Annotated in this window: 11 protein-coding genes; 4 read left to right on the forward strand and 7 right to left on the reverse strand. The window is 34.4% G+C overall.

Going from position 1 to position 12,692, the window contains the following annotated elements:
• Nucleotides 1–88 precede the first annotated feature (88 nt).
• Nucleotides 89–763: a beta-phosphoglucomutase gene (gene pgmB, locus AC4BB7_RS16365; protein WP_490483751.1), complete on the reverse strand. Its 675-nt coding sequence runs from the start codon at nt 761–763 to the stop codon at nt 89–91.
• The gene (locus AC4BB7_RS16370; RefSeq protein WP_490485162.1) at nt 756–3,095 is read right to left on the reverse strand and encodes a glycoside hydrolase family 65 protein; all 2,340 of its coding nucleotides are present in this window, start codon (nt 3,093–3,095) and stop codon (nt 756–758) included. Before AC4BB7_RS16370 ends, pgmB begins: the two co-directional genes overlap by 8 nt.
• A 183-nt stretch (nt 3,096–3,278) precedes the next feature.
• On the opposite strand from AC4BB7_RS16370, the gene AC4BB7_RS16375 reads away from it, so the two are divergent.
• Nucleotides 3,279–5,456 carry a PTS transporter subunit IIBC gene (locus AC4BB7_RS16375; RefSeq protein WP_490483752.1) on the forward strand — a complete coding sequence of 726 codons (2,178 nt, stop codon included), beginning with the start codon at nt 3,279–3,281 and terminating at the stop codon, nt 5,454–5,456.
• Nucleotides 5,457–5,541: 85 nt separating this feature from the next.
• Nucleotides 5,542–6,363: an endonuclease/exonuclease/phosphatase family protein gene (locus AC4BB7_RS16380; RefSeq protein WP_490483753.1), complete on the forward strand. Its 822-nt coding sequence runs from the start codon at nt 5,542–5,544 to the stop codon at nt 6,361–6,363.
• Nucleotides 6,364–6,642: 279 nt separating this feature from the next.
• Here the strand turns inward: AC4BB7_RS16380 and wgkD are convergent, their stop codons facing one another.
• The 3 genes from wgkD to wgkB are packed head-to-tail and all read right to left on the reverse strand — an operon-like array spanning nt 6,643 to nt 9,387.
• Nucleotides 6,643–7,944: a tryglysin-associated MATE efflux transporter WgkD gene (gene wgkD, locus AC4BB7_RS16385; protein ID WP_490483754.1), complete on the reverse strand. Its 1,302-nt coding sequence runs from the start codon at nt 7,942–7,944 to the stop codon at nt 6,643–6,645.
• Nucleotide 7,945: 1 nt separating this feature from the next.
• On the reverse strand, nt 7,946–8,278 hold the full coding sequence (gene wgkC / locus AC4BB7_RS16390) for a PqqD family peptide maturation chaperone WgkC (RefSeq protein WP_490483755.1): 333 nt from the start codon (nt 8,276–8,278) through the stop codon (nt 7,946–7,948).
• A complete protein-coding gene (gene wgkB / locus AC4BB7_RS16395) occupies nt 8,272–9,387 on the reverse strand; it encodes a radical SAM/SPASM peptide maturase WgkB (protein ID WP_490483756.1) in 1,116 nt (371 codons plus the stop codon). The genes wgkC and wgkB overlap by 7 nt, the downstream gene beginning before the upstream one ends.
• A 325-nt stretch (nt 9,388–9,712) precedes the next feature.
• On the opposite strand from wgkB, the gene AC4BB7_RS16400 reads away from it, so the two are divergent.
• Nucleotides 9,713–10,561: a helix-turn-helix domain-containing protein gene (locus AC4BB7_RS16400; RefSeq protein WP_490483757.1), complete on the forward strand. Its 849-nt coding sequence runs from the start codon at nt 9,713–9,715 to the stop codon at nt 10,559–10,561.
• A 356-nt stretch (nt 10,562–10,917) separates the two neighbouring features.
• On the opposite strand, the gene AC4BB7_RS16405 is transcribed toward AC4BB7_RS16400, so the two are convergent.
• The gene (locus AC4BB7_RS16405) at nt 10,918–11,091 is read right to left on the reverse strand and encodes a hypothetical protein (protein WP_490483758.1); all 174 of its coding nucleotides are present in this window, start codon (nt 11,089–11,091) and stop codon (nt 10,918–10,920) included.
• An 85-nt stretch (nt 11,092–11,176) separates the two neighbouring features.
• Here AC4BB7_RS16405 and AC4BB7_RS16410 point away from each other — a divergent pair, with 85 nt between their 5' ends.
• A complete protein-coding gene (locus AC4BB7_RS16410) occupies nt 11,177–11,812 on the forward strand; it encodes an NAD(P)H-binding protein (protein ID WP_490483759.1) in 636 nt (211 codons plus the stop codon).
• Between the two features lie 33 nt (nt 11,813–11,845).
• Here AC4BB7_RS16410 and AC4BB7_RS16415 read toward each other — a convergent pair whose 3' ends face one another.
• Nucleotides 11,846–12,685, reverse strand: coding sequence for a sugar ABC transporter permease (locus AC4BB7_RS16415; protein ID WP_010772099.1), 840 nt, complete (start codon nt 12,683–12,685; stop codon nt 11,846–11,848).
• Nucleotides 12,686–12,692: the final 7 nt, after the last annotated feature.

The raw sequence follows: 12,692 nt of genomic DNA on the forward strand, positions 1-12,692 counted from the left end.
TTCCATCGTAGAAAATAATACCATAGATTGATGCTTTGTTGCTATCGTCTTTTTCTTTCAAGCATAGTCGTTTAAATAAACAGTGAAATCAACTATCTGCTTTTGCTGTTTGCCAGACAGATAACAAGAATTCAAACGTTAATTCTTTCGTGGAAGAAACAAGCGCAATATTTGCCCCCAGATCTTCTGAACGTCCTACCCCGATCGGTAAGGCATGGCTTGCAATAATGGCTTGAATCCCCGCTTTTGCATCTTCGATTCCGATACATTCTGCTGCTTGTAGTCCAACATTTTTAGCTGCTAATTGAAAAATCTCTGGATCTGGTTTTCCTTTTGCAACGGCGCTCGGGTCAGCAATTCCATCAAAATAGGGCATCAACGCCATTTTCTCTAACAGAAAGGGACCGTTTTTACTAGCAGAAGCTAAAGAAATTTTAATTCCTTGTTTTTTTAAATTATTTAACAAATCCAGAATGCCTGGATAAACATCTTTTGGGCTAACTTGTTGGATCATCTCTACATAATACTCATTTTTCCGCTTGGCTAGTTCAGCAAATTCTGCTGAAGTGAAGTCATTTGTTTTGCCGCCATGAGCGAGTAATAAGGTCAATGAGTCTTCACGACTAACCCCTTTCAACTCTTCATTAAACGTACGATCCATCGTAATGCCGATTTCTTTTCCTAACCGTTGCCACGCTTGATAGTGATACTCTGCTGTATCCGTTAAAACACCATCTAAATCAAATAACACACCTTTAAACATGAGGATTCACCTTTTCCATCTCGATTACTAATTCATCTGCTAAAACCAGCTTATTTCCATATAAAGTAAGTGGTAATTCTGCTCCTGAAACAAGTTGCAAACGAACATTTTCTTGATCCACCGTCACATAAAGCAAGCGATCACGATAGTTCACATGAAAGGCATAGCTTGTCCACGTGCTTGGTAAGAATGGGGCAAAACTTAATTGCTCGTCAGCCGTCTTCATTTGCGCAAATCCTTGCACGATCGCAAGCCAACTCCCTGTCATTGACGTGATATGCAACCCATCTTCGGTATCATTGTTGTAATTATCTAAGTCTAAACGAGCTGTCCGTTGATACATTTCTACTGCCTTTTCTTCCATCCCTAATTCTGCCGCTAAAACTGCGTGAACACTTGGTGATAAAGAAGATTCATGAACCGTCATCGGCTCATAAAATAAGAAATTACGTTCTTTTTCCGCTCGTGAAAAACGTTCGCCAAAGAAATAAATACCTTGTAATACATCCGCTTGTTTAATAAAGCAAGAGCGTAAAATACGATCCCAAGACCAATGTTGATTCAAAGGTAAATCTGCTGAGGTCAATGCTGTTCTCGGCATTAAATCTTTATCTAAAAACGTATCATGCTGAACAAAAACGCCTAACTCTTCATCAAATGGATAGTACATATTTTCGATAATTTCTTGCCAATGCACTTGTTCTTCTTTTGAAATTTTAACTGGTGTTTCTGCTTGATACTTGTCGTAATTTTCTAAGGTATATTGCAATACCCATGTGGCGATCGTGTTTGTATACCAGTTGTTGTTGATATTATTTTCATATTCATTTGGTCCTGTCACGCCATGGATCATGTATTTTCCAGTACGTTTAGAAAAATGAACGCGGTCCGCCCAAAAACGTGCGATTTCAGTGAGAACTTGTAATCCTTCATTTTTTAAATACTCGTTATCTCCAGTATAGTTCACATAATTGTAGATAGCATACGCAATCGCACCATTGCGGTGGATTTCTTCAAAGGTGATTTCCCATTCATTGTGGCATTCAATTCCTGTAAATGTCACCATTGGATAGAGCGCTCCTGCTAATCCTTGCTGGCGAGCGTTATGTTTGGCTTGTTCTAATTGGTTATAGCGGTATTTCAATAGATTTTTTGTCACTTCTGGTTTGGCCAATGCTAAATACAAAGGAACCGCATAAGCTTCTGTATCCCAATAAGTGGCACCGCCATATTTTTCACCTGTAAAGCCTTTTGGTCCAATGTTCAACCGTTCATCTTCACCGTAATAAGTTGTAAATAATTGGAATAAATTAAAACGAATACCTTGTTGCGCTGCCTCGTCTCCTTCGATTACAACATCGGAAAGTTCCCAGCGCTTTTTCCACGCAGCGTTTTGCTCACTCAATAATTCAGCGAACGTTTTAGTCGTTTGATTTAATAGTTGAACTGCTTTTTCTTGTTGTTCCGCTTCTGGAATATCACGGCTTGTTAAAACAATGACTTGTTTTTCTAGCGTGATTGATTCACTTGCTTGTAGATTAGCTTGAAACGATTGTTGTACTTTCAAAGGTTCCGTTTCAGCTACACCTGCTTTGGCCTCTGTGACATGTTTCATCGCAGCTGTTACACTAAATTGTTCAATGCCAAACGGATTCGGTATCGTCTTCGTTGTTAAAAAACCGATTGCTTCTTCAAAACCAGATTGTTGTGCTTCCCAAAACATTTCATCATAGTTGCTATCTTCATTGCGAACATCGCCATCGATTTTAGAAATAATTTGAATATCCGCAGTTCCTTCAAGCACTTCTGCTGTCACACGAATCACAGCTAGTTCTTGTTGCACAATACTTAAAAAACGTTCAAACCGGAATTTGACTCTTGTCTCTTCTTTTTCAAGAATAAATGTGCGTGTCAACAATCCGTTATGCATATCTAATTCTAAATAAAAATCTTTTGGTTCTTGAATTCCTAAATCAAGCGCTTCACCATTCACAAAAATATCCATAGTGATAAAATTCACGGCATTGATGACTTTTCCAAAGTATTCAGGATAGCCATTTTTCCACCAACCGACTCTTGTTTTGTCTGGATACCAAACACCAGCTAAATAGGTTCCTTGATGGTGATCTCCTGTGTAGTGTTCTTCAAAATTCCCTCTCATTCCCATATATCCGTTCCCCATTGAGGTCAGCGACTCTTGAAGACGACGTTCGTTACGTTCTAATTGATGCGTAGCAATTTTCCATGGGTCTATTTCAAATAAATGATTCATTTTCTCTCCTCCTGTAAATGTTTTGCTTCTTAACATCATAATAAACGCAACCGATTGCATTGTCAAACATTTCTTTGTTGCTCACTGCTTATTAGTTGAAAATTCTTTATCTATAATGATACTATCGTTTTAGCAGTAATAAAAAAGAGTTGATTTTATTTAAGGGTTTACAAAAATAAAAAACTGCTTTATACTACAGTCAACGAAAACGATTGCGCAATTATTGCAAAGGAGAGAAAAAAGATGAAAAAATTATTAAGTTTCGAGTTTTGGCAAAAGTTCGGTAAAGCCCTAATGGTCGTGATAGCCGTTATGCCAGCTGCTGGATTAATGATCAGTATCGGTAAAACGATCCCACTGATCAATCCAGATTGGGCAGCACTAGCGACAACTGGTGGTGTTATCGAAAATATTGGTTGGGGCGTCATCGGCAACTTACATATTTTGTTCGCACTTGCGATTGGTGGAAGTTGGGCTAAAGAGCGTGCTGGCGGGGCTTTCGCTGCCGGACTTTCTTTTATTTTAATCAACCGAATAACCGGTTCGATCTTCGGCGTCACTAGTGACATGTTAGCGGATGACAAAGCTTTTACACATACCTTATTTGGTACAAAAATCATGGTTAAAGGTTTCTTCACCAGTGTATTAGAAGCACCTGCTTTAAATATGGGGGTTTTTGTTGGTATCATCGCTGGTTTTGTCGGCGCAATGGCTTTTAATAAATATTATAATTACCGTAAATTACCCGATGCTCTTTCGTTTTTTAACGGAAAACGCTTTGTTCCCTTCGTCGTGATTCTTTGGTCAACGATCGTTGCAATTCTTTTAGCTATTATTTGGCCTTATATTCAAGCGGGTATCAATAATTTTGGCCTTTGGATCGCTCAATCTCAAGATACAGCACCAGTTTTAGCCCCATTTTTATACGGAACCTTAGAACGTTTACTATTGCCATTTGGTTTACATCATATGTTGACGATTCCGATCAACTATACACAATTAGGCGGAACTTATGAAATCTTATCTGGCGCACAAGCTGGAACGCAAGTATTCGGACAAGATCCATTATGGTTAGCTTGGGCAACTGATTTAGTCAACTTAAAAGGAGCTGGTGATACCTCTCAATACAATTATGTCTTGGCAAACTGGACGCCTGCTCGTTTCAAAGTTGGACAAATGATCGGTGCTTCTGGTATTTTGATGGGAATGACACTTGCGATGTACCGTAATGTCGATCCTGATAAACGTTCAAACTATAAATCAATGTATCTTTCAGCCGCTTTAGCTGTATTCCTAACCGGGGTTACAGAACCTTTAGAATTCATGTTTATGTTTGCAGCAGTGCCACTATATGTTGTGTATGCTATTATCCAAGGAGCAGCATTTGCTATGGCTGATATCGTTGCTTTACGTGTTCATTCATTTGGAAATATTGAACTATTGACCCGAACACCTTTAGCCATAAAAGCTGGCTTAGGTGGTGATTTACTGAATTTCGTACTTTGTACAATCGCATTTGGCGTTTTGACGTATTTCATCGCCAATTTCATGATCAAAAAATTCAACTTCGCGACACCAGGTAGAAATGGCAACTACGATAACAATGAAACACTAACAAATGCAACAACAAGCAACACTCAAAATACAGATGGAATCGATCCTCAAATCATCGACATCATTCATCTGCTAGGCGGAAAAGGAAATATTGTAGATGTGGATGCGTGCATGACGCGCTTACGTGTTAGCGTCACTGATAAGAGCAAAGTCGGCACAGAGGATGCTTGGAAAAAAGCTGGTGCTATGGGATTGATCGTAAAAGATAATGGGGTTCAAGCCGTTTACGGACCAAAAGCAGATGTGTTAAAGTCAGATATTCAAGATTTACTGGATTCTGGCGCTGCCATTCCTACGCCTAAGCAAACCGAAACGATCGCTATAACAGCAAGTAACTCAGATTATCTTGGTCTCACAAAAACGATCGTGCCTGTTGCCAATGGTGAAGTAATCGCTATCGATCAAGTCAACGATCCTGTCTTTTCACAAAAAATGATGGGTGATGGCTTTGCCGTTAATCCTACAAACGAAACGATTTACGCCCCAATCGATGGTGTGATCAGCAGTATTTTCCCATCTAAACATGCATTAGGTATTCAAACAGAAGAAGGTATTGAAGTCCTGATTCACATGGGATTAGATACAATCGAAATGAAAGAGTCAGCCTTTACGATCCTCGTAACAGAAGGACAAAAAGTAACAGCAGGTGAAAAAATCGCCACAGCGGACTTAGAAAAAATCAAAGCAGCTGGTAAACAAACAACCATGATCGTCGTCTTTACAAATGGCGAAAAAATCAACGCCTTTCATTTAGATAAAGTTGGTAATCAAGATCCTGGAACTGCCATTGGTCGTTTAGATATTTAATCAGAACAAATCCTAAATAGGGGCGGTGTAAAGCTCGCAGAGTTTTATCACTCCCCTATTTTTTATCACTGCAGGAGGAATAAATATGAAGGTACTAACATTGAACACCCACAGTTGGTTAGAAAATGAACCCTTAGAAAAATTACAACAATTGGCAACCCAAATCATCCAAGAAGAATATGCCCTGATTGCTCTACAAGAAGTTAATCAACGCATTGATAGCTTACCAGTTGTTTCACCATACAACTTTCACCCGACTGAAAATCAACTGCCGATCCACGAAGATAATTTTGCATACCTTTTGGTTCAGCTTTTAAAAGAACAAGGACATGAATATCATTGGAGTTGGGCTTACAATCATATTGGTTACTCCACCTATCACGAAGGCGTTGCCCTTCTTTCAAAACAGCCGATCCACCCAAAAACAGTTGTAGTTTCCGAAGAACAAAATCCAAATGACTACCGCACTAGAGTTTTACTTATCGGCCAAACAGAATTAGCGGGAAAACCAATAACGGCAGTCTGTTGTCATTACTCTTGGTGGCTAGAAACTGGTGGTTTTTCTTACGAGTGGAAACAAACAGAGCAAGCATTACAAAACTACTCTTCACCACTATTGCTTATGGGCGATTTCAACAATCCCGCTTCAGTCGCTAAAACCGGCTACGACCTTGTTCTCACTAGCTCATTGCAGTTGCAAGATAGCTTTTTAGCAGCAGATCAAAAAATCGGAGAACACACCGTTGAAAAAGCCATCGATGGCTGGGGGGAAAATCAGGAAAAATTGCGCATTGATTATATTTTTGCTTCACAAGAATTCGTAATCACCGATTATCAGATCGTCTTTAACGGGAAAGAAACACCTCTTATCAGCGACCATTTCGGCGTATCAGCTATTATCCAATAAAATCAATTTGTTATCTTTATAGTGACAGCTCATCTGTTCAACCTTTCCTGACTAAAGTCATGAGAAATTGAAGAAGTTTAAATCAAACTTCGCAATAGAATCAAATATAACAACTTTTCATATTTTTAACAATTTTTTTAAGTTCAAAATTGAATGAGTTCTATAGGGTTAAAAATAAACCAATTCCATTTCACAAAAAATACCTACCAATCAATGAACTGGTAGGCACTTTTTTATATTCGGATTATGTTGACTAAGGAGTTTAATAACTAAACATCATTATTTAATACAAACTTTTTTAAACTTCAATTCAAATAATGCAGATAAAATCAGATAATTACCAAAATACACCATATATATATAATATAAATCTAAAGACCCGTAAAAATGAAACATCAATATAATTCCCATACTAATTATATTTATTATAAGAGTCCATTTCACAACAAATTTTCCGTTTTCTATAACCTGTAATATATATTTATTTATTTCATATAGCATTATTGGGCTAACTAAAAAAAATAATGGTAGTATCATTTTAGTTGTTTCGTTTATCAGCTTATCATCAAAAGTGAATAAATTAGAAAAAGGAACTATCATTAAGTATATACCTATTCCTATTAATACATAAAAAAAGATAGACATGTATGTAGATATTCTTTTTACCACTATGATTTTATTTTTATTCTTCTCTCCAAAGTATTCACTTGCAAATATTGTAACTGCATTACCATACATAAACATTGGTAATTTTAAATATACTAATGCTTGACTGATAATGGAATACACACTCAAAGACATTGTGTCTAGTCTTGCAATCATTGCATCAAAAAAAATCAAAAATATTATTCCTTCTAGTAATTCTTGAATCCCTAAAGGAATACTCCTTATCAATATATCTTTTATATATATTGGCTTTAACTTTAAACATGAAAAAAAGGTAGTTCTTACAATTATCAGATAGCACAAAATTGTTATTAGTAATGTAATATTTAATGCTATCCCTGCACCAAACACACCTAAACCTGAAAAATTTCCTATACCATTAATAAATATATAACTCAAAAGCACTTGAATCAGTGAAGATATTATAGATATCGTTAATATATAATTCGTTTTCTTTTCGACTTTTAATAAATTCGTAAGAGTAAATGTGATTAACGTTAATAAAACATAGAAACTCATTGAATATAGATATGTAGTTGCCACACTCAGTAGTTCATCAGAAAATTTATATATTGCACTAATAAAGATTTTTGAAAAAAATAGAATTATGAAAAAAAATAACGAACCTATGATTACATTTGCATGCATTACAGAACTAACTAATTTTTTGAACTTATCTGTATCTTTTTCTCCTAAAGATTTTGAACTTAGCATACTAAATGCTACACTAATGACCCCTAAAACTCCTGTTACAGAATAAATTAAGTTATCAATTGTATTCATAGCAATTAAATTATCAGTTCCTAATCTCGCAGCTATAGAGAACGCTTTCTGCCCTATAATAGTCGTTATTAGTTGTGAAAATATTAATGGTAATGAGAATTTATTAATATCTATAAAAATTCTTTTTCTCATGTTATCTAACTTCCTTATTAAAAGGTTCTAAATATAAATACACATCTGATTGAATTAAATTAGTATAAATTATATCTTGAATAGGTATATAATTTAAAAATTCTATCACTTCCGAAATGCACCCCTCTTTACTAATTTCATATTCATCTGTTATTAACTCTACTATATGTTCTAATTTCATTTTTTTAGAAATACAATATAATATTTCTGCACCAATATTGCTAACTTCAAAATAAGATAATCTTATTGGATCAAAAGTTAAGAAATTCATTTCTTCATCTTTTTCAAAATACAGTTTTTTCTTACCATCAATATAAAAGTTTTTAACTAACATTCCATTTCCTCCATCGGCTCATAAAAGCATGATAAGTCAGATCCTAATAAAGAACCATCTAACTCTAATGCACTACATCTGCAACCACCACCACACCATGTATGAGGACAGATAGAACATTTACCAGATAAATCATTAAAATTCATTTCTCTAAATTTTCTAAATACAGATGAGTTATTCCATATCTCCATTAAATTACTTTCATTTATATTTCCTGCAACTAATTCATCAATCCCATTCATCAAATCACATCCATAAACATCTCCTTTATGAGAAATGGAGCATGCTTTGATTCCAGCTTGACAAGAAATATCTCTATCTACTCTATTTTTGTATGACTCTAGTTCCACACCCCAAACTTGCAATAAATCTAATCGATTATAGTATTCCAAAGGAAAATAATGCGTCCAAAATATATCACTTTCATTCGGAGGTACTATTTTAAAATTAACTTTAAATTCTTTATTTTTTATTCTTTCTGATAATTCTAAAAATACAGGATACCAATTTTCTTTGTCTGCTAACACACTTCCATCATTAGCCCTACCAGTTGGACAAATAACCATGACAGACATAAAATTTATATTCAGTTTATCATTTAATTTTATGGTATTAATTAAATCATTAACATTATGTTTACCTAGGGTAAATAGCGTTGATACTGGTAGATTGTATTTTTGTAATTGTCTTATACCTTCAATTGCTTTTTTAAATGAACCTTTACCTCTAGAGCTATCATGTACTTCGGGATTGCTTCCATCTAATGTAACACAAATTCTATCCAGATTTAACTTTGATAACGCTAATGCCTGTTTATCTCTAATTAAATTTCCGTTAGTGTTCAAAACTTTTGTGAAATTGTATTTATCGAATTCATACAAAATTTCAATAATATCTTCTCTTATAAATGGTTCTCCACCTGTTAAAGCAACCCTCGGAACTTTAATTTCATCCATTTCTTGAAATAACTCAGACAATTTTTGTATTGTTAATTCTCCTTTTTTACTTGCAAATGGGCCAGATTCGGCTGAACAATAATCACAATTTAAATTACACCTATTAGTCACACATACATCTACTAATATAGGTTTATAATAATATTTCCTCATTTTTATTCCTCCTTTAAAAAAAGAAAGATGAAAATTTAAATTTCTCATCTTTCCTTTTACTAAAAATTAATGTTTACCCCAAGCAGCAACATTAGCAAAACGAATCTTTTTAAATTCTTTTTTCTTTTCCATAGAAAAACCTCCACTATTTTTTTAGAAGATAAACTAACCACCAACTATCCAAAAAATTGATGCAAATAAAACAATTCTAAATAATTTTCTCATGATTTTTTATCCTCCTTCTTACAAAGAATACCCTATTGTGAATCTCATAACTTATGATGTAAACTATAAGCACATCTTATATTTAAAAGGAGGCTATATTATGATTAATGAGGGAAGTTCATTTAAAAATATTAGACAGTCAAGAAATATAACACAAAAAGATATTTGTAAACAAAAAATATCTAGGACAACTTTATCAAAGTTTGAAAATAATAAAATAATGTTGTCTATGGCTAATTTTAATTATTTACTTAATTCTATTGATGTTTCATTTGAAGAGTTTAATTTCATTGAAAACGGATACTCTTATAAGGATAAAGAACAAATTATATATTTATTTAATAAGATTTTCTCTAATAGCGACTTAAAATATCTTGATAATTTAATTGCACTTTGTGATAACTACCTAGATGACAATTTCAGTAAGTCAATTAAGTGTATCCGTAGTACATTGTATATGTTAAAACACATTGCAGATTCAACTAACAGTAAATTAAATTGTCAATCTAAACTATACGCTGCAGATGTTTGGGATGAACTATCTAAAGTTGATTCTTGGACTATTTTAGATATAAAAATAATTAATTGCTGTCTACACTTTTTTGATCCAAATACCTATCCCCTTATAAGCAAACAATTAATTAAATCGTTAGATAAGTACAAGAATTTTTCTAACATTATATTGTTAGAAACATCTATATATCTAAATTTAACACTCCTTTTTTCACTACAAAACGATAAAAAATCTGCTCTGTTTTTTTCTGAAAAAGCACTAGATAGATCCTTCCAGAGTAAAAGAATTGATTATATTTCCATATCATTAATAAGGTATGGACTTCTGTCTAATCAAAAAGGAAAAATTAATGATGGATTGAAAATATTAAAACTTTTAAATGATGATCCTTTATATAAAATTGTTAAAGAGGAAGTAGACACTTTCATCATTTGAGTATTTTCATTTTATTGACTTTTCTAACTTTTTAATGGGATTTATGCCAATTAAGAACAAGCTTAATGTTTATTGTATGCTAATTGAAAACAGACAAAAACATCTATAATTCGTAGGTGTTTTTTGTTTGTCTTAAGAAAGAATGTTTTTGGGATAGTCAAGCGGTACTCCCCCCTAAATGCTATTGTTACAATATCCCACATCACTATCTAACTCACTGTTTAATCTATAGGCTAAAATTACTTAGCCTGTAATAGTTTTGCATGCAGAAATAGTTCTTCAATAAACGTTCCCTTGATTTTTTTAGATGCCTTTCGCTCAATAATACCTTCCAAAAACGGTCTTTTTTGGGATCTCTAAAATGATCGATTCAACAACTCAATTTTTGAAGTCAATAAAACTATGCCAACAATCACAATAAAAAGACAAAATTCATCATCCAAAGAAAAGGCTGCTACTAAAATAACCACTAAGAAAATTGAAACACTAAATACAATGGATAGTAATTCTTCATTCTCTCCCTCAAGCATTCCTTAACGTACTTTCCGATAGATAATGATAAACTAGCTATCATACGGATTTATCATAATAATTTCAAGAAAGCAGGAAGAAAAGATGCAAATAACGATTTTTGGCGGAAGCGGCTTTATCGGACAAAAGCTTGCCGAAGAACTAGTCACCAGAGGGCATAATGTAACCAGCATTTCACGAAAAGGAAAACCTGCGGACCTATCAAGTTCTTGGTCAGAAAAAGTCCACTGGTTTCATTCCGATATCTTAAACGACACGTACTGGCATCAAGTTGTCCATAAATCTGATTGGGTCATTGATACAATAGGTATTCTTTTTGAACATCCACGCAAAAAAATCACCTATGACCGCTTTATTTTGACACCTGTTCAATTGATTTTAGATTATCTGAATACACACAATCCATCTGCTCATTTCTTGTTTATATCAGCCAATAGCGCTCCATTTCCTTTAAGAAAATACATGGATGCTAAGCTCCAGGCGGAACAACTCATCAAAGAAAATCCGCAACATCACGTTATCATTTATCCAAGTCTAGTTGTAGACAAACAACGGTATTTTTCCGTTATTAGCGCAGCAATGATCCGCTCACTTAAAGGCATCCCTGGAATCAAAAAACTTGTCCGCAGCTATGATCCTATTTCCAGAGAAAAGCTAGCAATAGAAATTTCTAACGTGATTGAAGGAAAAACCTCTGCCTACACTCAAAGGCAGACATAAAAAAGCATCTCCGCTAAGGAAATGCTTTTTCTTTTACCCTTTAACTGAACCACTCGTAATACCTTCTACATAGTACTTTTGCATAAAGATAAACAACAACGTGATCGGAACCGCAATCAGCACACAACCTGCTGTAAATGCCATAAAGTATTGATCGATTTTATCTTTCGTCTGCATTGTGAACAGACCGATTGCCACTGTATATTTATTAACATTATCGCCTAAAATGATTTTCGCAAAAATGAAATCCATCCACGGCGCCATAAATGCCATCAACGCTGTATACACAATGATCGGTTTACTCAACGGCAACGTGATTTTTGTGAAAATCTCAAACTTACTCGCCCCATCGATCATCGCAGATTCATCCAACGCCATCGGGATCGTATCAAAGAATCCCTTTGCAATATAAAAACCTAACGCTGCACCAGATGAATACACTAAAATCAATGCCAACAAACTACCTGTTAAATTCATCGCCTTCAAAATGTAATACACAGCGATCATACTCATAAAACCTGGAAACATATTCAACACTAATGCTAATTTCAAAAATGGTTTACGTGCTCTAAAGCGCAAACGACTTAAAGAATACGCCATTGCAATCGTGATCAACGTCGATAAAATACAACTGCAAACTGCTACAAACAACGTATTTAAAAACCATTGCACAAAAGGATACGTAGAGCTTGTCAACAACATTTTATAGTTTTCAAAAGTAAATTGTTTAGGAATAAAGTACGTTACAAACGCTCCTCCTTCACTTCTAAAGCTAGTCAAAACAATCCAAACGATCGGAAAGATCCAGACAATCGATAAAATCGTCAATAACGTATAATGCAAAACTAAATTCTTTCTTTTTTTCGATTTCATATGCTTG

This window comes from Enterococcus sp. AAFC-DPL-5182, assembly GCF_058216605.1.

Excerpts from the sequence above, each read along its gene's own strand:
- pgmB (WP_490483751.1), bottom strand. The coding sequence starts at position 763 with ATGTTTAAAGGTGTGTTATTTGATTTAGATGGTGTTTTAACGGATACA.
- AC4BB7_RS16370 (WP_490485162.1), bottom strand. The coding sequence starts at position 3,095 with ATGCAATCGGTTGCGTTTATTATGATGTTAAGAAGCAAAACATTTACA.
- AC4BB7_RS16375 (WP_490483752.1), top strand. The coding sequence starts at position 3,279 with ATGAAAAAATTATTAAGTTTCGAGTTTTGGCAAAAGTTCGGTAAAGCC.
- AC4BB7_RS16380 (WP_490483753.1), top strand. The coding sequence starts at position 5,542 with ATGAAGGTACTAACATTGAACACCCACAGTTGGTTAGAAAATGAACCC.
- wgkD (WP_490483754.1), bottom strand. The coding sequence starts at position 7,944 with ATGAGAAAAAGAATTTTTATAGATATTAATAAATTCTCATTACCATTA.
- wgkC (WP_490483755.1), bottom strand. The coding sequence starts at position 8,278 with ATGTTAGTTAAAAACTTTTATATTGATGGTAAGAAAAAACTGTATTTT.
- wgkB (WP_490483756.1), bottom strand. The coding sequence starts at position 9,387 with ATGAGGAAATATTATTATAAACCTATATTAGTAGATGTATGTGTGACT.
- AC4BB7_RS16400 (WP_490483757.1), top strand. The coding sequence starts at position 9,713 with ATGATTAATGAGGGAAGTTCATTTAAAAATATTAGACAGTCAAGAAAT.
- AC4BB7_RS16405 (WP_490483758.1), bottom strand. The coding sequence starts at position 11,091 with ATGCTTGAGGGAGAGAATGAAGAATTACTATCCATTGTATTTAGTGTT.
- AC4BB7_RS16410 (WP_490483759.1), top strand. The coding sequence starts at position 11,177 with ATGCAAATAACGATTTTTGGCGGAAGCGGCTTTATCGGACAAAAGCTT.
- AC4BB7_RS16415 (WP_010772099.1), bottom strand. The coding sequence starts at position 12,685 with ATGAAATCGAAAAAAAGAAAGAATTTAGTTTTGCATTATACGTTATTG.